Annotated in this window: 19 protein-coding genes and 1 pseudogene; 9 read left to right on the top strand and 11 right to left on the bottom strand. The window is 70.6% G+C overall.

Translation table 11 applies throughout. The annotated features are described in order from the left end of the window. Positions 1 to 10 precede the first annotated feature (10 nt). Both ACWD0J_RS07010 and ACWD0J_RS07015 read right to left on the bottom strand, forming a co-directional pair. Positions 11 to 666, bottom strand: a pseudogene (locus tag ACWD0J_RS07010) (class I SAM-dependent DNA methyltransferase). Positions 667 to 788: 122 nt separating this feature from the next. Continuing rightward, positions 789 to 1,706 (bottom strand): D-alanyl-D-alanine carboxypeptidase family protein, encoded by a 918-nt coding sequence (locus ACWD0J_RS07015; RefSeq protein ID WP_451494725.1) that lies wholly within the window; start codon positions 1,704 to 1,706, stop codon positions 789 to 791. A 233-nt stretch (positions 1,707 to 1,939) separates the two neighbouring features. Here ACWD0J_RS07015 and ACWD0J_RS07020 point away from each other — a divergent pair, with 233 nt between their 5' ends. Continuing rightward, positions 1,940 to 2,590, top strand: coding sequence for a GntR family transcriptional regulator (locus tag ACWD0J_RS07020; protein WP_451494726.1), 651 nt, complete (start codon positions 1,940 to 1,942; stop codon positions 2,588 to 2,590). A 50-nt stretch (positions 2,591 to 2,640) separates the two neighbouring features. Continuing rightward, complete coding sequence (locus tag ACWD0J_RS07025; protein WP_451494798.1) at positions 2,641 to 3,888, top strand: MFS transporter; 1,248 nt, start codon at positions 2,641 to 2,643, stop codon at positions 3,886 to 3,888. 169 nt (positions 3,889 to 4,057) lie between these two features. Here the strand turns inward: ACWD0J_RS07025 and ACWD0J_RS07030 are convergent, their stop codons facing one another. Then, positions 4,058 to 4,882, bottom strand: coding sequence for a maleylpyruvate isomerase family mycothiol-dependent enzyme (locus tag ACWD0J_RS07030; RefSeq protein ID WP_451494727.1), 825 nt, complete (start codon positions 4,880 to 4,882; stop codon positions 4,058 to 4,060). Between the two features lie 181 nt (positions 4,883 to 5,063). On the opposite strand from ACWD0J_RS07030, the gene ACWD0J_RS07035 reads away from it, so the two are divergent. After that, on the top strand, positions 5,064 to 5,858 hold the full coding sequence (locus ACWD0J_RS07035; RefSeq protein ID WP_451494728.1) for a carbon-nitrogen family hydrolase: 795 nt from the start codon (positions 5,064 to 5,066) through the stop codon (positions 5,856 to 5,858). Here ACWD0J_RS07035 and ACWD0J_RS07040 read toward each other — a convergent pair. Together ACWD0J_RS07040 and ACWD0J_RS07045 are read right to left on the bottom strand one after the other, a co-directional pair. After that, positions 5,855 to 6,349, bottom strand: a complete 495-nt coding sequence (locus ACWD0J_RS07040; protein WP_451494729.1) for an LURP-one-related/scramblase family protein — start codon at positions 6,347 to 6,349, stop codon at positions 5,855 to 5,857. The two genes, ACWD0J_RS07035 and ACWD0J_RS07040, sit on opposite strands and share 4 nt — an antisense overlap. After that, positions 6,346 to 7,335: a helix-turn-helix domain-containing protein gene (locus tag ACWD0J_RS07045; RefSeq protein WP_451494730.1), complete on the bottom strand. Its 990-nt coding sequence runs from the start codon at positions 7,333 to 7,335 to the stop codon at positions 6,346 to 6,348. The genes ACWD0J_RS07040 and ACWD0J_RS07045 overlap by 4 nt, the downstream gene beginning before the upstream one ends. Before the next feature lie 52 nt (positions 7,336 to 7,387). On the opposite strand from ACWD0J_RS07045, the gene ACWD0J_RS07050 reads away from it, so the two are divergent. Beyond that, a complete protein-coding gene (locus ACWD0J_RS07050; RefSeq protein ID WP_451494731.1) occupies positions 7,388 to 7,774 on the top strand; it encodes a cupin domain-containing protein in 387 nt (128 codons plus the stop codon). Positions 7,775 to 7,978: 204 nt separating this feature from the next. On the opposite strand, the gene ACWD0J_RS07055 is transcribed toward ACWD0J_RS07050, so the two are convergent. The 4 genes from ACWD0J_RS07055 to ACWD0J_RS07070 all read right to left on the bottom strand — a co-directional run bounded on the left by ACWD0J_RS07055 (position 7,979) and on the right by ACWD0J_RS07070 (position 12,570). Beyond that, complete coding sequence (locus tag ACWD0J_RS07055) at positions 7,979 to 8,230, bottom strand: DUF6458 family protein (protein WP_451494732.1); 252 nt, start codon at positions 8,228 to 8,230, stop codon at positions 7,979 to 7,981. A gap of 99 nt (positions 8,231 to 8,329) precedes the next feature. After that, positions 8,330 to 9,649: a M18 family aminopeptidase gene (locus ACWD0J_RS07060; RefSeq protein WP_451494733.1), complete on the bottom strand. Its 1,320-nt coding sequence runs from the start codon at positions 9,647 to 9,649 to the stop codon at positions 8,330 to 8,332. Positions 9,650 to 9,753: 104 nt separating this feature from the next. Next, positions 9,754 to 11,580, bottom strand: coding sequence for an acyl-CoA dehydrogenase (locus ACWD0J_RS07065; RefSeq protein WP_451494734.1), 1,827 nt, complete (start codon positions 11,578 to 11,580; stop codon positions 9,754 to 9,756). Between the two features lie 129 nt (positions 11,581 to 11,709). Then, entirely contained in the window at positions 11,710 to 12,570 is an 861-nt protein-coding gene (locus ACWD0J_RS07070; protein ID WP_451494735.1) for an intradiol ring-cleavage dioxygenase, read from the bottom strand. Positions 12,571 to 12,640: 70 nt separating this feature from the next. Between ACWD0J_RS07070 and ACWD0J_RS07075 the strand changes: the two genes are divergently transcribed. Both ACWD0J_RS07075 and ACWD0J_RS07080 read left to right on the top strand, forming a co-directional pair. Continuing rightward, positions 12,641 to 13,114: an SseB family protein gene (locus ACWD0J_RS07075; protein ID WP_451494736.1), complete on the top strand. Its 474-nt coding sequence runs from the start codon at positions 12,641 to 12,643 to the stop codon at positions 13,112 to 13,114. A gap of 247 nt (positions 13,115 to 13,361) precedes the next feature. Next, complete coding sequence (locus ACWD0J_RS07080; RefSeq protein WP_451494737.1) at positions 13,362 to 14,333, top strand: pirin family protein; 972 nt, start codon at positions 13,362 to 13,364, stop codon at positions 14,331 to 14,333. Positions 14,334 to 14,423: 90 nt separating this feature from the next. Here ACWD0J_RS07080 and ACWD0J_RS07085 read toward each other — a convergent pair whose 3' ends face one another. After that, the gene (locus ACWD0J_RS07085; RefSeq protein ID WP_451494738.1) at positions 14,424 to 15,344 is read right to left on the bottom strand and encodes a BRO-N domain-containing protein; all 921 of its coding nucleotides are present in this window, start codon (positions 15,342 to 15,344) and stop codon (positions 14,424 to 14,426) included. A gap of 159 nt (positions 15,345 to 15,503) precedes the next feature. Continuing rightward, positions 15,504 to 17,666: a SpoIIE family protein phosphatase gene (locus ACWD0J_RS07090; protein WP_451494739.1), complete on the bottom strand. Its 2,163-nt coding sequence runs from the start codon at positions 17,664 to 17,666 to the stop codon at positions 15,504 to 15,506. 154 nt (positions 17,667 to 17,820) lie between these two features. Between ACWD0J_RS07090 and aspS the strand changes: the two genes are divergently transcribed. From aspS to ACWD0J_RS07105, 3 genes are all read left to right on the top strand, one after another. Beyond that, positions 17,821 to 19,584 carry an aspartate--tRNA ligase gene (gene aspS / locus ACWD0J_RS07095; RefSeq protein ID WP_451494740.1) on the top strand — a complete coding sequence of 588 codons (1,764 nt, stop codon included), beginning with the start codon at positions 17,821 to 17,823 and terminating at the stop codon, positions 19,582 to 19,584. Positions 19,585 to 19,812: 228 nt separating this feature from the next. Continuing rightward, on the top strand, positions 19,813 to 20,181 hold the full coding sequence (locus ACWD0J_RS07100) for a hypothetical protein (protein ID WP_451494741.1): 369 nt from the start codon (positions 19,813 to 19,815) through the stop codon (positions 20,179 to 20,181). Positions 20,182 to 20,305: 124 nt separating this feature from the next. Continuing rightward, complete coding sequence (locus ACWD0J_RS07105; RefSeq protein WP_451494742.1) at positions 20,306 to 21,253, top strand: dioxygenase family protein; 948 nt, start codon at positions 20,306 to 20,308, stop codon at positions 21,251 to 21,253. The last annotated feature ends 165 nt before the right edge of the window (positions 21,254 to 21,418 follow it).

A 21,418-nucleotide genomic window follows, 5' to 3' on the forward strand; every position in this document is an offset into this window, starting at 1 on the left:
TACCGGCGCCTCAGCCGCCGGGTTTGTGGGCCAGCAGCGTGGCGACGCGTCTCTTCGCTCCTTCCCCCGGCTCCTGCACGACCCGCGCGGTGACGGTCAGTCCGGCCCTCGTGAGCAGGTCCGCGAGTCGGTCCGGGGAAAGCAGGTAGGTCTCGTAGGAGACGGGAAGGCCGCCGTACGCCCGGGTGGGGCTGACGCGTTCGTCGTCTCCCACGTGGCCGGCCAGCATCAGGTGGCCGCCGGGGGCGAGGGCGCGGTGGAACCCGGCGTAGACGCGGGGCAGGAGTTCCGGTGGGGTGTGGTGGGTGGAGTAGTAGGCCAGGATGCCGCCGAGGGTGCCGTCCTCGATGTCAAGGGCGGTGAGCGAGCCCACGCCGAACGTCAGGGCGGGGTGGGCCCGCCGGGCCAGTTCGATCATTCCCGGTGACAGGTCGACACCGAACGCGTCCACGCCCGCCCCGGCCAGGTACGCCGTGACATGGCCCGGACCGCAGCCGAGGTCGGCGACCGGGCCCCGGCGGCCCCGCGCACGGTCTCGGCGAACGCGGCCAGCAACGCGCGGGAGAGGGGGTCCAGTTCCGCGGGCGGCCTGATCAGTTCGGCGTAGGCGGCGGCGACGGTGTCGTACGACTCCCGGACCGCCGCGAGATATGAGGACTCGGTCATGCGGAGACGGTAAGGCGTCCGGGGCGGGGGATCGGTGCGTCACAGGCACAGGGGGAAGGGCCCCTCGCAGGCGGCGAGGGGCCCTTCATCCGTACGTCCCGCGTAGGACGCGCGCGTCGCTGTCAGCCGAGCTTCGCGAAGCCGTAGTTGAGCAGCTTCTTCGCGTCCGTCTCCCGCTGGGTGGCGCTGGTGGAGGAGAGGACCGTGCCGTAGACCGTCTTGCCGTTGCGGGTGGCGGCGAAGACGAGGCAGTACCCGGCCTCGGAGCCGGAACCGGTCTTCACGCCGATCGTGCCGCTGTAGCTGGAGAGCAGGGTGTTCGTGTTCGTCCAGGTGGCCATCGTGCGGGTGCTGCCCGTCTTGGTGATGGTCTTCGCGGTGTACGCCTTCGTCTTCACGATCGTGCGGAACGAGGAGTTCTTCATCGCGCTGCTGGCGAGCTTCGTCAGGTCCTTCGGCGTGGAGTAGTTCGCTCCGTTGCCGATGCCGTCGAACGAGTCGAAGTGCGTGTTCGTCAGCCCGAGGCTCTTCGCGTTGGCGTTCATCTTGCCGATGAACGACTTCACGCGGGCCGCGCGCGTGGTGCCCGAGCCGAACTTGTCGGCCAGCGCGTACGCGGCGTCGCAGCCCGAGGGCAGCATCAGCCCGTACAGGAGCTGGCGGACGGTGACCTTGTCACCGACGATCAGACGGGCGGACGAGGCGCCCTTCGACACGATGTAGTCGCTGTACGCCTTCTGGATCGTGACCTTGGTGTCGAGGTTCAGGTTCGGCTGCGCGAGCACGACCTTCGCGGTCATGATCTTCGTCGTGGAGCCGGTGGAGCGCCTGGTGGTCGCGGCCTTGCTGTACAGGCCCGCGCCGTTCGCGTTGTTCATCACGTAGCCGCCCTTGGCGACGATCGTGGGCGCGGTGACGGCCTGCGCGGGGGCCGCGGTGAGGGCTCCGGTCGCGAGCACGGCGCCGACGGTCACGGTGACAGCGGCGGCTCGGCGGAAGCGGACGACCTGGAAGCCGTCCTTCTTGATGCCGGTTATCAACTGAGATACCCCGATTGTCTCGAATGCCCGTGAAATGCGGCCTGGTTGAGGTGTGGCGAGGAAAGTGGGGCCGCAGGTGTGTGACACGTAAGTAGCACAGAAGGTTGTGCCGCCGCTGGACCGTAGTGGGGATCTTTGCCGGAAGGTCCCCCTTTCGTGTCATGGGCACCGCCCTTGTCCCGCATGCCGGACGCGGCTCCAGGATGCGTACGTGTTGTATCTATGATGTCCGCATGAGTCTGGCCGTGAAGCACCCTCCCGCCGCCGACCGTGTCTACACCCACGTCAAACAGGGCGTCCTCGACCGCCGTTACGAAGGCGGCACCCTGCTCACCGAGGGCGAACTCGCCGAGGCCGTCGGCGTCTCCCGCACACCCGTGCGCGAGGCGCTGCTCCGGCTGGAGGCGGAAGGGCTGATCAAGCTCTACCCGAAGAAGGGGGCGCTCGTCCTGCCGGTCTCCGCCCAGGAGATCGCGGACGTGGTCGAGACCCGGCTCCTGGTCGAGGAACACGCGGCCCGCAAGGCCGTACCGCCGCCCGCCGGGCTCATCGAGCGGCTGGAGGCACTGCTGGCGCAGCAGAAGGCCCAGGCCGCCGCCGGTGACCTGGCCGGAGCCGCCGTCACCGACCGCAGCTTCCACGCCGAGATCGTCCGCAGCGGCGGCAACGCGATCCTCGCCCGGCTCTACGACCAGCTCCGCGACCGGCAACTGCGTATGGGCGTCGCCGTCCTGCACTCCCACCCCGACCGGATCGCCAAGACCCTGACCGAGCACGAGGAGATCCTCGACGCGCTGCGCTCCGGGGACGCGGAAGCCGCGGTCGACGTCGTCCACCGGCACGTCGGCTGGTTCTCGCACCTGGCGCGGGGTGAGGTCCGGTGAACCCGTCGTCCGTCACCGTGCCGGGTGACCCGCCGGGCGGCCGGCGCGCGATGGCCGTGTGGGGCGTCGGCGTCTCCGTCTACTTCGTCGCCGTCATCTTCCGTACGTCCCTGGGGGTCGCCGGCCTCGACGCGGCCGACCGCTTCCAGGTGAACGCCTCGGCGCTGTCGACCTTCTCGATCCTCCAGCTCCTCGTCTACGCGGGCATGCAGATACCCGTCGGTCTGCTGGTCGACCGGCTCGGCACGAAGAAGGTGCTGGGCCTGGGCGCGGTCCTCTTCACGGCCGGACAGCTCGGGTTCGCGTTCTCCCCCTCGTACGGCATGGCCCTCGCCTCGCGCGCGCTGCTGGGCTGCGGCGACGCGATGACCTTCATCGCCGTACTGCGGCTCGGCACCCGGTGGTTCCCGGCCCGGCGCAGCCCGATGGTCGCCCAGTTCGCGGGACTGATCGGCATGGCGGGGAACCTGGTGTCCACCCTCGTCCTGGCGCGGCTGCTGCACGGCGTCGGCTGGACGGCGGCCTTCGCGGGCAGCGCGCTCGCCGGTGTCGTCGCCCTGGTGCTTGTGCTGCTGTTCCTGAAGGACCACCCCGAGGGGCACGAGCCGCAGCCGTTCCCGCACCAGGGGGCCGCGTACGTGCGACGGCAGATCGCCGCGTCCTGGCGCGAGCCGGGGACGCGGCTGGGGCTGTGGGTGCACTTCACGACCCAGTTCCCGGCGATGGTGTTCCTGCTGCTGTGGGGGATGCCGTTCCTGGTCGAGGCGCAGGGACTGTCGCGGGCCACGGCGGGCGAACTGCTGACCCTCGTCGTGCTGTCGAACATGATGATCGGGCTGGTGTACGGACAGCTCGTCGCCCGGCACCACGGGGCCCGGCTGCCGCTGGCGCTGGGAACCGTGGGAGCGACGGCGCTGATGTGGGCGGTGACGCTGGCCTACCCCGGCGACCACGCGCCCAGGTGGCTGCTGATCGTGCTGTGCGCGGTGCTGGGGGCGTGCGGGCCCGCGTCGATGATCGGGTTCGACTTCGCGCGGCCGGCGAATCCGCCGGAGCGGCAGGGGACGGCCTCCGGGATCACGAACATGGGAGGCTTCGTCGCCTCGATGACGACGCTCTTCGCGATCGGCGTGCTGCTGGACGCGACCGGGGACGACTACCGCGTCGCGTTCTCGGCGGTCTTCGTCCTGCAGGCGGTCGGGGTCAGCCAGATTCTGCGGCTGCGCAAGCGCACGGCTCGTCGGGAGCGGGAGCGGCGGGTCGCCAGCCGGGTGGAGACGGTGCACGTCCCCGCGTAGCGACCCGGTGTCCGTACGGGCGTTCTGGGGGCCTGCCGCCCCCAGCGCTCCGCCCCGGCCCGCACGGCCTCGTCCTCGAACGCCGGACGGGCCGGACGCACCGGCCGGCACCCGAAGGTCCCGCTACGGCGGCACCGTGAATGCCCGCCCTGCGCCCCCGTGACGCCCGCTACGGCGTCACGGCGAAGTTCCGCAGGATCGCACCCGTGAGCGCCGGATCCCCCTCCGCCTTCACCCGGTCCGCCGCCTGCTCCGGGCTCACGCGCCCGCAGGCCAGCCGGACATAGGTCTCCCAGTCGAGGGTGAGGGTGGCGGCGGGGCCGAGGGCCGGGGTGGACTCGAGGGTGCCGCGGCCCTGGATGTCGACGCGGATCGTGCGCAGGAACTCGATGGGCCCGTGCACGTCGAAGACGATCGCGGAGCTGCGCGGGGCGTCGGCCTTGACCGCGACGACGTCGGGGAGCGCGGCGAGCAGCACGTCACGGGCGACGTGCGCGCCGGGGGAGTCGAGGTTGCCGGGGCGCCCCAGCGCGGTACGCAGATCCTGCTCGTGCACCCACACGTTGAACGCGTGGCCGCGCATGGCGTCCTCGAGCGTGAGCTCCGTGCCCAGCGGGCCGCGCACCTTGGTGCCCGGGTCGCGCGACTCGTTGCGCAGCTGGCGGTTGCGGCGGATGACCACGTACTCCAGCTCGGAGGTCATCTCGGGCGCCGTGTGGTGGCGCCGGACGTCGACCTGCATCTCCATGTAGCGCTGGTGGTCGTTGGTGACGTGGAACAGGTCGCGCGGCAGCGTGTGGATGGGGCGCGGGTCGCCGAGCATCTCGCAGTCCAGGCCGATGACATGGGAGACCACGTCCCGCACCGACCAGCCGGGGCACGGGGTGCGCCGGTTCCACTCCCCCTCCACAAGCGGCAGCACCAGCTCGGATATCGCTTCGATGGAGTGGGTCCAGGCGTCGGCGTAGGGCTGGAGAGTGGGATGCAGACTCACGGAAACGGGACCCCTCGGCGGTCGGTACTGGGCGGTTGTGGCGGCGGCGTTGCCTGCGGGAGATGGCTGTCGGCGGGTGTCTTGAGACGCTAAGTTACGCTGCTCCGAGGCACCCCGGCAGTGCTTTCGTGTGACGATCGTAGGCCCGGGTGGACGGCTCGAATGCCAGGACGGTGGTAGTGTGCGCGCCTCTCTGATCCAAGTCTCCGTCGACGAGGGCGAATCGGTCGACGCCCGACGGCGGCGCGTGGCCGCGCTGGTACGCGGTCAGGCCGGTGCCGACCTCGTCGTCCTGCCGGAGTTGTGGACCACCGGGGCCTTCGCCTTCGAGGAGTTCGCGCGCGAGGCGGAGCCACTGGAAGGGCCCACGTACGAGGCGATGGCGAAGGCGGCGAGCGACGCGGGCGTGTGGCTGCACGCGGGCTCGATCCCGGAGCGCGACCCGGAGGGGCCCCTCTACAACACCTCCCTCGTCTTCTCGCCCTCCGGGGACCTGGCCGCCGCCTACCGCAAGATCCACCGCTTCGGCTTCGACAAGGGCGAGGCCGTGCTGATGGGCGCGGGGCGCGAACTGGTGACGGTCCGCCTGCCGCAGACCGTCCTCGGTGTGGCCACCTGTTACGACCTCCGTTTCCCCGAACTCTTCCGCGGTCTCGTCGACGCCGGCGCCGAGACCCTGGTCGTCCCCGCGGGCTGGCCGGAGCGCCGCCGGGCGCACTGGACGCTGCTGGCTCAGGCGCGGGCGGTGGAGAACCAGGCGTTCGTGCTCGCGTGTGGAACGGCCGGGACGCACGCGGGAGTTCCGCAGGCGGGTCACTCGATCGTGGTCGATCCGTGGGGCGAGGTCCTGGCGGAGGCGGGCGCCGGCGCCGAGACCCTCACCGTGGACCTCGACCCGGCGAAGGTCGCGACGACCCGGGAACAGTTCCCCGCCCTCAAGGACCGGGTGCTCGGACTGGACACCCCTCGGCACTAGTCCTCCCGCTCCTTCTCCGCCAGGTGGATGACGCACACCGCCACCGCGATCAGCAGCGCCGGGTCCGCGTCGTCGCGTACGACGTCGACGCCGTAGGTCTCCCGCACGCTCAGCCGGCGGCGGGAGATGACGGCGAGGAGTTCGCCGTCGTACTCGACGGCGAACTCGCGGTCGAGGATCTTGCCGCTGACGTCGAGCTCCGTGCGGCCGTCCGCCAGGGCGACCCGGTAGTGGTTGCGCAGCAGCGACAGCCGCTTGCGCCGGATCGTCGCGAGCGGTTCGCCCTCGCGTTCGATCACCATGGTGTCCCTGAGGGCGAACATCTTCTGGCGGATGTCGATGAGGACGCGCCCCTGGGTGTCCTTCAGCTCGAAGGTGTCCCGCAGCCGCATCGCCTTGCCGTCGACGAAGAACACCCTGTTGCCGTGGTCGTCCTCGATCCAGTAGTCGTCACCGATGCCGAGGAGCCGGTCGCGCACGAGGAATCTCATGACACCAGGGCTTCCCCGCCACCGGGTCCGAAACGCCGCCGGTAGGCCGACGGGCTGAGCCCGGTCTCGCGCCGCACCCGGGCGCGGAGGTTCGCGGCCGTCCCCAGCCCGCTCCTCGCCGCCACCACGTCGAGCCGCTCCTCCCCGCGCTCGATCAGCCGGCAGGCCAGGGCCACGCGCTCCCCCGTCAGCCAGGCCAGCGGCGTCGTGCCCAGCTGGGCGCGGAAGCGCCGGTGCAGGGTCGCGGGGGACACCGCCGCGCGCGCCGCCAGGCCGGCCACCGTCAGCGGCTCGCCCAGCCGCTCCTGCGCCCACGCCAGCAGCGGGCCGAGCGACTCGTCGGGCACGTGCGGCACCGGACGCTCCACGAACTGCCGCTGGCCGCCGTCCCGGTGCGCGGCGAAGACCAGCCGCCGGGAGACGTGGTTGGCGACCTCGGCTCCGTGGTCCCGTCGTACGACATGAAGGCCGAGGTCGAGGGCCGAGGCACTGCCCGACGCGGTGAGGATGTCGCCGTCGTCGACGAACAGCACGTCGGATTCCAGCCGGACCCCCGGGAACCGTGTCCGGAAGGACTCCGCCCACATCCAGTGGCAGGCCGCCCGCCGCCCGTCCAGCAGCCCGGCCTCGGCAAGGGTGAACGCGCCGGAGCAGAAGCCCACGAGCCGGGCGCCACGCGCGTGGGCCCGACGCACGGCGTCCAGGACGCGCGGGTCGCGCGGGGTGTCGGTGTCGGGCCGGTTCGGCACGATCAGGGTGTCCGCCGCGTCGGCCGCCTCCAGACCGGCGACGCCGGTGAGCGTGAAAAACCCGTCCCGCATCCGGGTCTTCGGCCCGGCGGCGCACAGGGCGAAGTCGTACAGCTCACGGCCCAGTTCGGGTCTGCGCAGCCCGAAGATCTCGATCGCGCAGCTCATCTCGAAGGGGTTGGAGTTCTGGTCCACGAGCAGGACCACGGTGTGCGGCTGCGAGGATCCTTTCGGCATATGCGATTTCTAGCACTCGTACGGCGACCCGGGCACCCCGCACGATGAGCCCATGGAACCCATCGCGCTGTCCGACGCCCTCGCCTCCTTCACCGAGCGGTGGAGCCCGCGCATCGTCACCGCCGTCAACGACTACGACGTCCGTCTCGCGAAGGTGGAGGGCGAGCACGTGTGGCACGTGCACGACCACACCGACGAGTTCTTCCTGGTCCTGGACGGCGAACTGCACATCGCCCTGCGGGAGGCGGCGGGCGAGCGCACGGTCGTCCTGCCCAAGGGCTCGGTCTTCACGGTCCCGCGCGGCACGGAGCACAAGCCGTACGCCCCGCGGCCGACCGCGCTCCTGCTCTTCGAGCCCACGGGCACCCTCACGGTCGGCGACCGCCACGACGACGTACCGGACCACGTGGACGCCACCACCGGCCACGCGCTGACGTGACCGCCGGAGCCGGGTGAACCTGGTCCGTGTCCGCGCCCCCGGGCGGCAGTATCTGCGTGATATTCGCACAACGGCACAAGACGCCACCGGTCACGGAATGCTCAAGGTGGTGCTGCTTGCCCTGTGCATGCCGTGCCGGGGGTCCTGTGCCGCTCCGGCCCGAGTGTCCGGGCTCCGGCGCGCTGTCGTGTATCCGCCCAGACGTCAGACGCCGTAGCCGTCGCTGTAGCCGTCCCTGCGGGTGGTGCGCCGTTCCTCTTCGACGACCGGCGTCGCGGGCGGCACCACGACCCGCCTGCGTCGGGCGATGCTGCTGAACGTGCTGACGCCGATCAGCCCGACGACCATCAGGATGATGCCGACCAGGTCGAGGTTGACACCCTCCATGTCCCAGTCGGTCGCGAACGTGAGGATGGCTCCCACGGCGATGAGGATGATGCATCCGCCGAGGCCCATGAGTGTTGCCTCCCTGTCCGGTCCGGTCGTTCCGGTCCGAAACTGCGTGTACCCCGGCTGTCAACCCCCATGCCGTGCCGGTCCGTTCCGGGACGGGACCTATCCCCGCAGGAACGCCGTCAGCGCGTTCGCCAGCAGATGCGGGTCGTCCGCGCCGCACAACTCCCGGGCGCTGTGCATCGACAGGATCGCCACGCCGATGTCGACGGTGCGGATGCCGTGGCGGGCCGCGGTGATCGGGCCGATCGTGGTGCCGCAGGGCATGGAGTTGTTGGAGACGAAGGACTGGAAGGGCACGTCCGCCTTCTCGCAGGCGGCGGCGAAGAGCGCGCGGCCCGAACCGTCCGTGGCGTAGCGGTTGTTGACGTTGACCTTGAGGATCGGGCCGCCGTTGACGCGCGGGTGGTGCGTCGGGTCGTGCCGCTCCGCGTAGTTGGGGTGCACCGCGTGGCCGGTGTCGGAGGACAGACAGACGGTGCCCGCGAAGGCGCGCGCCCGGTCCTCGTACGAGCCTGCGCGCGCGAACACCGAACGCTCCAGCACCCCGCCGAGCAGCGGCCCGTCCGCGCCGGTGTCCGACTGCGAGCCGTTCTCCTCGTGGTCGAAGGCGGCGAGGACCGGGATGCAGGGCAGGTCCGGCCTCCCGGAGACCGCCGCCAGCGCGGCCACCCCGGCGTGCACGGACAGCAGGTTGTCCATGCGCGGCCCGGCGACCAGCTCCTTGTCGCGGCCCAGGTAGGCCGGCGGCTCCACGGGGTGCGTCATCAGGTCCCAGCCGGTCACCTCGCCCGCGCCGATCCCGCTCTCCTCCTCCAGGAAGGCGATCAGGTCGCCGTCCCGCACATCGCGGCCCAGACCCCAGACGGGCTGCACATGCCGCTGCTTGTCGAGCTTGAGGCCCTCCGACGACACCGAACGGTCCAGGTGGATGGCGAGTTGGGGCACCCGCAGCAGCGGCCGGCCGACGTTCACCAGGCGCGTCGAGCCGTCCCGCAGGGTCAGCCGGCCGGCCAGGCCGAGGTCGCGGTCGAGCCATGAGTTCAGCAGCGGCCCGCCGTAGATCTCCACGGCCACCTGACGCCAGCCGTGCGCTCCCGTGTCGGGCAGCGGCTTGACCCGCAGGTTGGGGGAGTCGGTGTGCGCGCCGATGATCCTGAACGGCGTGTGCGGCGCGGCGCCCTCGGGGACGTACCAGGCCACGATCGCCCCGCCGCGCAGCACGTACCGGCCGCCGCTGCCGAGGGCGGAGCCTGTTGATGTCTCCGCGTCCCAGGCGTCCGTCTCCGAGACCTGCCGGAAACCGGCCTTTTCCAGCCGCTCGGCCGCGTTCGCCACCGCGTGGTACGGCGAGGGGGAGGCCGCCAGGAACGACATCAGGTCATCGGTGAGTCCGCGGTCGAAGCGGGAGGGTTCGCTCATGGGTTCACCTTAACGACGGGCGAAGGCCCGCTCCCCCTCGCGGGGAAACGGGCCTTCGTCAGCGCAAGCGGCCTTCGTCGGGGCTGCCCGGACGGGGGCGAGGCTCAGAACGCGGCCTCGTCCAGCTCCATCAGGTCCAGCTCGACGCCCTCGGCGACCTTGCGGGCCAGGGTCACACCGGGCAGGACCTCCGCCGCGAAGAACTTCGCCGCCGCGATCTTGCCGGTGTAGAACGCCTTGTCCTTCGCGGAGGCCGTCTCCAGCTTCTCGGCGGCGATGGCGGCGCCCTTCAGCAGCAGGTAGCCGACGACGACGTCACCGGAGGCCATCAGCAGACGGGTCGTGTTCAGGCCGACCTTGTAGATGTTCTTGACATCCTGCTCGGTGGCCGCGAGGTCGGTCAGCATCAGCCCGACGATGGCCTCCAGCTCGACGGCGGCCTTGGCCAGGTGCTCGCGGGCGCCCGCCAGCTCCTCGCCGCCCGTGCCCAGCGCCAGGAACTTCTTGATGTCCTCGGCGAGGGAGTTCAGGGCCGCGCCCTGGTTGCGGACGATCTTCCGGAAGAAGAAGTCCTGGCCCTGGATCGCGGTGGTGCCCTCGTACAGGGTGTCGATCTTGGAGTCCCGGATGTACTGCTCGATCGGGTACTCCTGGAGGAAGCCGGAGCCGCCGAAGGTCTGCAGGGACTGGGCGAGCAGCTCGTAGGCCTTCTCGGAGCCGTAGCCCTTCACGATCGGCAGGAGCAGGTCGTTGAGGGCGTGCTCGGTGGAGGCGTCCTCGCCGTTCGTCTCCTTGACCTGGATCTCGTCCTGGACGGCGGCGGTGTACATCACCAGGGCGCGCATGCCCTCCGCGTACGCCTTCTGCGTGATCAGCGCGCGGCGGACGTCGGGGTGGTGGGTGATGGTGACCTTGGGCGCGGTCTTGTCCATGAAGTTGGCGAGGTCCGGACCCTGGACGCGCTCCTTGGCGTACTCCAGGGCGTTCAGGTAGCCCGTCGACAGCGTGGAGATCGCCTTCGTGCCGACCATCATCCGCGCGAACTCGATGATCCGGAACATCTGGCGGATGCCGTCGTGCTTGTCGCCGATCAGCCAGCCCTTGGCGGGGTGGCGGTCGCCGAAGGTCATCTCGCAGGTGTTGGACGCCTTCAGGCCCATCTTGTGCTCGACGTTCGTCGCGTAGACGCCGTTGCGCTCGCCGAGCTCGCCGGTCTCGAAGTCGAACAGGTACTTCGGCACGAGGAAGAGAGACAGGCCCTTGGTGCCGGGGCCGGCGCCCTCGGGACGCGCGAGCACGTAGTGGAGGATGTTCTCCGACATGTCGTGCTCACCGGACGTGATGAAGCGCTTCACGCCCTCGATGTGCCAGGAGCCGTCCTCCTGCTGGACGGCCTTGGTGCGGCCGGCGCCCACGTCCGAGCCGGCGTCCGGCTCGGTGAGCACCATGGTGGAGCCCCACTGCCTGTCCACGGCGATCTTCGCGATGTGCTTCTGCGTCTCGTTGCCCTCGTCGAAGAGGACGCCCGCGAAGGCCGGGCCGGAGGAGTACATCCACACGGCCGGGTTGGCGCCGAGGATCAGCTCCGCGTAGGCCCAGATCAGCGAGCGGGGCGCGGTGGTGCCGCCGATCTCCTCGGGCAGGCCCAGGCGCCAGTACTCGGAGTCCATGAAGGCCTGGTAGCTCTTCTTGAAGGACGCCGGTACGGGCGCGGTGTTCGTCTCCGGGTCGAAGACCGGCGGGTTGCGGTCGGCGTCGGCGAAGGACTCCGCCAGCTCGTTCTCCGAGAGGCGCGTCAGCTCCTCCAGGATGCTCTTCGCGGTGTCCGTGTCCATCTCCGCGAACGGACCGGTCCCGTACAGCTTGTCGCGCCCGAGGACCTCGAAGAGGTTGAACTCGATGTCGCGGAGATTCGACTTGTAGTGCCCCATGGCGACGGCTCCGTAGCGGGTCGGCGAGGCACTGACTCTCCTCGCACCTAGTTCACGTACCAACAAGTAGCTACGATGATGCTACCCGCCGGTAATAAGAAGCAACCCCGCACGGTCATCTGTGACAGGTCACACCGGAACCGTCAGTGCCGCGGTGTAACCCTGGGTGACATCGCCCGTCACGGCGGCCAGCTGCCGCGCGTGGCCGTCGCCGAAGATGCCGTCCGTCTCCAGCGCCAGCTGCCCCAGAGTGGTGGCCGACCTGCTGTACCCGTCCGTCGCGTACACGCTCTCGCAGACGTCCTTCGGCAGCGCGAGCTGCGAGGTGTTCGTGAGGGACGTGGCCGCCGTGGCGTCTGCCAGGCTGCCGTAGACCTCGAAGTGGACGTGCGGCCAGCGGCCCGGGTAGCAGGCGGGGAAGATGCTGGTGAAGGTGACCTGGCCCTTGTCGTCCGTCTCCTGGACGCCGCGCAGGTAGTTCTCGTCCGTGACGCCCTCGGAGTACAGGGAGTAGTTGCCGTCCCGGTCGCAGTGCCACACGTAGACGGCGGCGCCCCGCTTCGGGGCGGCACAGCCGGAGGCCGCGTCCACCACCGTGAGCGTGAGGGTCAGGGGCACGCCCTCGGCGGTGCCGCCCGCCGAGTCGCCGAAGCTGGAGGTGATGTCGGCGCGCACGACACCGCTCTCCTTCAGGACGTTCACGCCGTTGGAGCCGTCGCCGGGGAAGGGGCCGGCGGTCTCGTCGGGGATGGCCGCGCACTCGGCCGGGGACGCGGAGGCGGCCTTGTCCGACGAGCCGCCGGTGGCGGCGCCCGACGGGCCGCCCCTCGCGGCGGAGCCGGTGCCGTCCTCGCCGGAGCAGCCCGCCAGCGGCACCAGGCTCGCCCCGGCGAACAGCCGGATCATCCTGCGGCGGGCGAGGACGGGAAGGTCGTGGGAGAGCCCCCTGTCGTGCTCGTGGACCTCTTCGTCGTGCCGGTGTCCGTGCATGGCCGTGTCCCCTTGCTGTGATTGCCTGTGCCGTGCCGCTTCGCAGTGTCCTCTCGGTACTCTTGCGGGCATGTACGGATACGGCCAGCACATGGACGGCGGCGCCGCTCAGCAGCAGTACGCCCCGCCGCAGCAGCCCATGTCCGGCGGCTACGGGCAGCAGCAGCCGCTGTACCCGGAGCCGTCCCCGCCCTCGCTCGCGGACGCGGTGCGCGCCTTCACCACCGGGCAGGTGACCGCCGAGGACTTCCAGCAGGTCTTCGCGACCTCGAAGGTCTACTGCCCGCGCGGTGACAACCCCGGATTCCTCGCCCTGCACAACACCCAGCAGCCGGTGATCCCGATGTTCACCTCGCTCAAGGAGCTGCGGCGGTACGCGGGCAAGGAGTCCAAGTACTTCGTGATCACCGGCGCCGAGGTGATCGACCTGCTCCCGACCGGGTACGGCTTCGTCCTCGACATGGAGGGCGAGCACCGCATGGTCTTCGACGCGAAGGCCGTGGAGCAGATGGTGGAGTTCGCGATGCGGCGGATGTACGGCTAGCGGCCGGTCCTCCATGGGCGGCCGGGTGGCCGCCCGGCCCTGGTTGAGTGATCCCGGAGGCCGGTGTCCCGCACCGGCCTCCGGTGCTGTTCGCGTCCGCCGCCGGGTGGCTCCACGGCCCGGTGGCCCGACGGTCCGGCGGCTCGACGGCCCGGCGGTCCGGCGGGAATGCCCGCCGGGCTGTCTCCGTTGGGAGTGGCAGGAAGTTCAACGCTCAACTAAACTCGGAGCACAAGGAGGTACCGACATGCCTGCAGTGACCGTCGAGAACCCGCTGACGCTGCCGCGCGTCGCCGCACCCGCGGACGATGCGGCCCGTCCCGTGCTCACCGTCACGACCGCGCCGAGCGGTTTCGAGGGCGAGGGCTTCCCGGTGCGCCGGGCGTTCGCCGGGATCAACTACCGCCACCTGGACCCGTTCATCATGATGGACCAGATGGGCGAGGTGGACTATCAGCCTGGGGAGCCGAAAGGGACCCCGTGGCACCCGCACCGCGGTTTCGAGACCGTCACCTACATCATCGACGGCATCTTCGACCACCACGACTCCAACGGCGGCGGCGGCACCATCACCGACGGGGACACCCAGTGGATGACGGCCGGCTCCGGCCTGCTCCACATCGAGGCCCCGCCGGAGCACCTGGTCATGTCCGGCGGTCTCTTCCACGGCCTCCAGCTGTGGGTGAACCTGCCGGCCAAGGACAAGATGATGGCGCCCCGCTACCAGGACATCCGCGGCGGCACCGTCCAGCTGCTCGCCTCCCCCGACGGCGGCGCCCTGCTCAGGGTCATCGCCGGTGAGCTGGACGGCCACCAGGGCCCCGGCATCACGCACACCCCGATCACGATGGTCCACGCGACGCTGGCTCCGGGCGCCGAGATCACCCTGCCGTGGCGCGAGGACTTCAACGGCCTGGCGTACGTGCTGGCCGGCCGCGGAGCGGTGGGCGCCGAGCGCAGGCCGATCCACCTGGGCCAGACGGCCGTGTTCGGCGCGGGCTCCTCGCTGACCGTCCGCGCGGACGAGAAGCAGGACTCCCACACGCCGGACCTGGAGGTCGTCCTCCTCGGCGGCCGGCCGATCCGTGAGCCGATGGCCCACTACGGCCCGTTCGTGATGAACACCCGCGACGAGCTGCAGCAGGCCTTCGACGACTTCCAGAAGGGCCGCCTCGGCACGATCCCGGCGGTGCACGGGATGACCGAGGGCGGGCTGTAGGGGCTCAGAGGGCGATACGGTACGACAGGGCCCGAAGCCGCAAGTTCGGGTTGTGGCTTCGGGCCCGCTCATGCCGGTTCGACCAGGGCGTCAGGGCAGCACGTAGACGGGCGCCCCGTCGTCCGTGCAGGCGGCCTGGCGCATGCAGCCCCGCTTGAGCAGCATCCGCAGACAGTCGTGGACGCGGTCGTGCGTCAAGCCCGTGCGGTCGGCGATCTCCTCGATGCGGTGACCTGCCTCGCCCCGCACCAGCGCCGGGGCGAGGCAGGCCGCGACCGCGTGGACGTCTTCGGTGACGACGAGGTTCTTCGCCTTCCAGGTGGCCAGGAGTTGTTGTGCCGTCAGCTTCGGTGCCGGGGCGGCCGGGGAATCGCCTGCTGCGGGATGCTTGAGGACCTCGGCGATGTCCTTCAGGCTGTGAGTGATCTGGCGCAGCAGGTCGTTGCGTTCCCCGGCGAAGGCCGCCAGCCTCTCGTCCATCCGCATGTTGCGCTCTTCGAGCCGGACGAGGGCGTCGGCCACCTGCTCGGGCATGACGTACGCGGTTGTGCCGGTGGGGGCGGGTTGTACGGGGGACGGTTCCAGAGAGTAGGAACCCTCGCGCTGAAGCGTGGCGATGACGTCGGAGACCCAGGTCTTGAAGGGCTGGGCCTCCGGTTTCGTGCAGCCGTTGACCAGTTGGACGAGACCCTGCAGGTTCACCATCCGCATCGTCTTGCGAAGGCCGTGACCTGCCATATTGCGCGTTGCGTCGCTCTGGCCGACGCTTCGCGCAATATCGCCCAGCGTTGTTGCGTGATGGTGCGAGACCATGCTGTGCACGGCATCTCGTGTATTGGCGTAGCCCAGGTTCCCTGCCACATCCATCGCCGGGAACCAGTGCGTCCCGTCCGGCAGCGTCAGCCGCCGCATCCGCGCCCCCGTGGCCGCGAACACGAAGTCGTTGATGTCGATCGCGTCCTGCCGCTGTTCCGCCGACTGCTTCGGCGGCGTGTTGTTCTGCTCGTTCATCGAGCCTCACCTCCGCCTCGGAATCTAGGGACGCGGAGAGGCAACTCACGTCCATGGCAAGGATGTTCACCCGATCGTGGACAGAGGCATCGATTCTGCGCATCTGCTTCCCTTTCGGCGATTTGCCGCCTTCGGGGTCGTGCGCGAACCGCGGACGCGCTATTGCGTGGCCGGCCCGGCGGAGTCGGCCGAGGTCTCGTAGAGCTCGAACCAGATGCTCTTGTCCTCGCCCCGGGGGTCCACGCCCCACACGTCCGCGAGCAGGTCCATCAGGACCAGACCCCGGCCGGACGACGCGAGTTCGCCCGGGCTGCGCTTGTGGGGGAGGTCGTCGCTGGTGTCGGTGACCTCGACCCGTATCCGGCGGGTGCCGGGTCCGCCCCGTACCTCGGCCAGCAGCAGCGCGTCCGCGTCGGTGTGGACCAGGACGTTGGTCAGTGTCTCGGAGAGCAGCAGGACCGCCGAGTCGACCTGGTCCGCCGACCTCCAGTCGTGCAGGAGTTCCCGCAGCTGCTGACGGGCCACCGCCACCCGCTCCGGTTCCGCCTGGGCCACCGACAGCATCGTGCGCCGGACCGTGGGGCGGACGGTCACCGTGTCGCCGCAGCCGCAGCCCTCCCCCTGCCGGCACAGCAGCAGGACGGCGATGTCGTCCTCGCGGCGGTCGGCCAGCGGGCCGGTGGTGTGGTGGGAGGACGGGCCGTGCACCGCCTGGACCAGGGCGTCGGCGAGTTCCTCCAGGTCGCCTTCGTGGCTCTCCAGGACCGTGCGGAGGCGTTTCCAGCCGGTCTCCATGTCGTGGCCGCCGGTCTCGATCAGCCCGTCGGTGCAGATCAGCAGGGTCTCGGCGGGTTCCAGGACGATCCGGGTGGTGGGGTAGTCGGCGTCCGGGTCGATGCCCAGCGGGAGCCCGCCGGCCGTCGGGCGGGTGAGGACCGTGCCGTCCGCCATCCGGATCACCGGGTCGGGATGCCCGGCGCGGGCGACGTCCAGGATGCCGGTGGTGGGGTCGACCTCCACGTACAGGCAGGTCGCGAAGCGGAGGTCCGCGGGGTCCTCGTCGCCGTACGTCATGCCGTGCAGGAAGCGGGAGGCGCGGGAGAGGACCGCGTCCGGGCGGTGGCCCTCCGAGGCGTACGCCCGCAGCGCGATCCTGAGCTGGCCCATCAGGCCCGCCGCCCGGACGTCGTGGCCCTGGACGTCGCCGATCACCAGGGCGAAGCGGCCTCCCCCGGACTCCGTCCGGGAGGTGCCCCCGGGCAGCGGGATCATGTCGTACCAGTCGCCGCCGACCTGGAGGCCGCCGCCGGTCGGGACGTAGCGGGCGGCGACGCTCATGCCCGGTATGCGGGGGCCGAGCGTGGGGAGCATCGAGCGCTGGAGCCCGTCCGTCAGCTCCCGTTCCGACTCCGCGGTGCCCGCCCGGGACAGGGCCTGCGCCAGCATCCGCGCGACCGTCGTCAGGACCGAGCGTTCGTCCGGCGTGAACGCCACCGGGTAGGCGAAGGCCGCCATCCACGCGCCCATCGTGCGGCCGGCCACCGTCAGCGGCAGGAACGCCCAGGACCGGCGGCCGAAGCGCTGGGCGAGCGGCCAGCTGACGGGGTAGCGCGACTTGTAGTCCTCGGGGGAGGAGAGGTAGACCGCGCGGCCGGTGCGGACCACCTCGGCGGCCGGGTAGTCCGTGGCGAGGGCCATGTGGGAGAAGGGTCCCTCGTCACCGGGCTGGTGACCGTGGTGGCCGATGATCGTCAGCCGGTCGCCCTCCACACCGAAGACGGCCAGGCCGTCCGGGGAGAAACCGGGCATGGACAGGCCGGCCGCGACCCGCAGCACCTCGGCCGTGGAGCGCGCCTCGGCCAGCGCACGGCCCGCGTCCAGCAGGAACGCCTCCCGGGAGCGGCGCCAGTCGCCGGTGACCGGGGTGCGGGCGGCGGCGCCCGGCGGCGGCTCGGTCACCTCCTGGAGGGTGCCGACCAGCTCGTACGCCCCGGTGGCCGGGTCGACGGTCGGCTTGGAGCGGCTGCGCACGGTCCGGATGACCCGGCCGTGCTCGTCCATGATCCGCAGCCGGGCCTCGGCCAGGGTGCCCTCGGCGACGGCGAGCTGGACGATGCCGTCGATCTCGTTCCAGTCGACGGGGTGGAAGCGGGAGCGGATGCCGGCCTCCGTGACGGTGGCCGCCTCGGCGGGCAGCCCGACCAGCCGCGCGGCTTCGGCATCCAGCGTGACGAGCCCCGCGGTGTTGTCCCAACGCCACAGGCCGGTCGCGAGGGCGGCGAGGACCTCCCCCACGGCGGGCAGGGGCTCACCGGTGCGCATTGACCCACTTTAAGAACAGGCGGTCGAAGAGTGCCACTGATCAGCGGCCTCTCATAGTGGGGAGCCGATCGTGGGGTGCCCGGTACGCTGGGGAGGGTTTCACGTGAAACAACCCGTGGAACAGACCCGATCTGCGAAGGCTGGATGAACGACGATGCATCGGTACAGGTCCCACACCTGCGGCGAGCTCCGCGCCTCTGACGTCGGCACCGACGTCCGGCTGAGTGGCTGGCTGCACAATCGGCGCGACCTGGGCGGCATCCTCTTCATCGATCTGCGCGACCACTACGGCATCACGCAGCTCGTCGCCCGCCCCGGCACGCCCGCGTACGAGGCCCTCGACAAGCTGACCAAGGAGTCGACGGTCCGCGTCGACGGCCAGGTCGTCTCCCGTGGCGCCGAGAACGTCAACCCGGACCTGCCGACCGGTGAGGTCGAGGTCGAGGTCGGCGAGGTCGAGCTGCTCGGCGCGGCCCAGCCGCTGCCCTTCACCATCAACACCGAGGACGGGGTCAACGAGGAGCGGCGCCTGGAGTACCGCTTCCTGGACCTGCGCCGCGAGCGCATGCACCGCAACATCATGCTGCGGACGGCGGTCATCTCGGCGATCCGGCACAAGATGGTGGCCCTCGGCTTCAACGAGATGGCCACGCCGATCCTGACGGCGACCTCCCCGGAGGGCGCGCGCGACTTCGTCGTCCCCTCCCGCATCCACCCGGGCAGGTTCTACGCCCTCCCGCAGGCCCCGCAGCAGTTCAAGCAGCTGCTGATGATCTCCGGCTTCGACCGCTACTTCCAGATCGCGCCCTGCTTCCGCGACGAGGACGCCCGCGCGGACCGTTCGCCGGGCGAGTTCTACCAGCTCGACGTCGAGATGAGCTTCGTCGAGCAGGAGGACGTCTTCCAGCCGATCGAGAAGCTGATGACCGAGCTGTTCACGGAGTTCGGCGGCGGCCGCGAGGTGACCTCCCCGTTCCCGCGGATCCCGTTCCGCGAGGCGATGCTGAAGTACGGCTCCGACAAGCCGGACCTGCGCGCCCAGCTGGAGCTCGTCGACATCACCGACATCTTCCAGGGCTCGGAGTTCAAGGCGTTCGCGGGCAAGCACGTGCGCGCGCTGCCGGTGCCGGACGTCTCGGCGCAGCCCCGCAAGTTCTTCGACCAGCTCGGTGACTACGCCGTCTCGCAGGGCGCGAAGGGTCTCGCCTGGGTGCGGGTGGCGGAGGACGGCTCGCTGACCGGCCCGATCGCCAAGTTCCTCACCGAGGAGAACGTGGCCGAGCTGACCAAGCGGCTCTCGCTGGCCGCCGGGCACGCGGTGTTCTTCGGCGCGGGCGAGTTCGACGAGGTCTCGAAGATCATGGGCGCGGTGCGGGTCGAGGCCGCCAGGCGGGCCGGGCACTTCGAGGAGAACGTCTTCCGCTTCTGCTGGATCGTCGACTTCCCGATGTACGAGAAGGACGAGGAGACCGGGAAGATCGACTTCTCGCACAACCCGTTCTCGATGCCCCAGGGCGGCATGGAGGCCCTGGAGAACCAGGACCCGCTGGACATCCTGGCCTGGCAGTACGACATCGTCTGCAACGGTGTCGAGCTGTCCTCCGGCGCGATCCGGAACCACGAGCCGGACATCATGCTCAAGGCGTTCAACATCGCGGGCTACGACGACGAGACCGTGGAGCGCGAGTTCGCCGGTATGCTGCGCGCGCTCCGCTTCGGCGCCCCGCCGCACGGTGGCATCGCCCCGGGTGTCGACCGCATCGTCATGCTCCTCGCGGACGAGCCGAACATCCGCGAGACGATCGCCTTCCCGCTCAACGGCAACGCCCAGGACCTGATGATGGGCGCGCCGACGGAGCTGGAGGAGACGCGGCTGAGGGAGCTGCACCTGTCGGTGCGCAAGCCGCAGCCGAAGTAAGGAAGCCGGAGGGGCCGCCGGAGTAAAGCGGCCTTTCAGCAAGCCTTTTCGCAGAGGGACCTGAAATCGCCCGTCGATTTCAGGTCCCTTTCGCTTGTGCGGGGACAGGGGACGGCTCACCGGCGCCGCACAGGACCCCCGGGGGACGCCCACAGCGGGCTGCCGTCTCATGGGGGTGGAGGCCGACGCGGGTCGGCACCGGTTCACGGGCAAGGAAGGAAGCCGGCCATGGGGTTCATGATCACGCTCTCGGTGCTGTTGATCACCGGCGCGGTCGTCGGGGTGGTCGCCCAGCGCCGTGCGCAGCGGGCCTGTTCGCGCTTTCGGGTGTCCGGCCTGGACGCGGAGGCGGAGGCGAACCAGTGGCTCGTACGGCTGGGCGGAGGGCTGGTGCCGCCCGACGCGCGGGTCTGGGCGGGGGCGGGTGAGGAGGCGGCGGGCGCGCTGACGCGGGCGGCGGAGTGCCATCGCGCGGCGCGGGCGCGGCTGGCGGCCGCCCGGACGGCGGCGGAGTACGAGGAGGTGACGCGGACGGCGAGGGAGGGGCTGGAGCATCTCCGCAGGGCCCGCGCCGGGCTGGGGTTCGTGTCGTCCTGAGCTGCCTCCTTCACCGGGAGATGGCTGAAAACGGATCCTTCCCTCAACGCGTCTTTACGGGCTCATGGAATTCCACAGTCTTTTCCCACGCCCCTGACAGGACCGCCTCCTACGTTTCTCGCTCATGACGGGAAACACGGAAAACCAGCACAAGCCTCAGCACAAACGTGAGGTGACGCGCCGCAAGGTCGTCGTCTCCGGTGCCGGTGCGGCGGTAGCGGTCGGGGTGGGCGGCGCGTTCGCCGCGGGCGCCTTCGCCGGTGAGACGACGAAGGCGGCAGCGACCGCCGACGCCTCGGCGAGCAGTACCGCCACCGGTGCGGAGGTCTGCTACCGGCTCACCTCGGAGACCACCGAGGGCCCCTACTACATCGACGCCGACAAGATCCGGCGGGACATCACCGAGGACAAGGAGGGCATCCCGCTCACCCTGACGCTCAAGGTGATCGACTCCGAGACCTGCAAGCCGATCGCCGACGCCGCCGTAGACATCTGGCACTGCGACGCGCTGGGCATCTACTCCGGCTACGAGAGCCTGTCGACCGGCGGTGGCGGCGGGACGGCCCCGACCGACGCCCCCTCGGGCACGCCCACCGGCACCCCGACGGGCGCGCCGCCGTCGGGTGCGCCGTCCGGCGGCACCGGCGGCGGGGGCCACGAGGAGCCCACCGACGACGAGCGTTACCTGCGCGGCACCTGGAAGACCGACAAGCAGGGCCGGGTCACCTTCAAGACGATCTTCCCGGGCTGGTACCGGGGCCGCTGTGTCCACATCCACACCAAGGTGCATGTGGACGGCGAGTGGACCGACGCCGGTTACGAGGGCGGGCACACCTGCCACACCGGCCAGTTCTTCTTCGACGAGGCGTCCGTGCTCGCCTCCGCCGAGGTCGAGCCGTACTCCACCAGCACCACCGAGCGCACCACGCTCACCGAGGACACCATCTACGACCAGAGCGGCACCCAGGGCGGTCTCCTCAAGCTGAAGTACGACAAGAAGAACATCGCCAAGGGAGTCGTCGGCTCCCTCACGGTGGGCGTCGCGCCGGACGAGACGCACGACGGCACCTGATGCCCCTGCCCGGACGCCGGACGCCGGACGCCGGGCGATCGAAGGCGCCCGGGGTGAAGCCACCCCGGGCGCCTGTCCGGACAGGCACTCGCAGCCGGGAGCGGTGAGGAGGACACCGGGTCGTCGAACGGGATGCCGATCGCTCTGGCGGCGCAGACGAAGACA

The organism is Streptomyces sp. NPDC003011 (assembly GCF_053591515.1).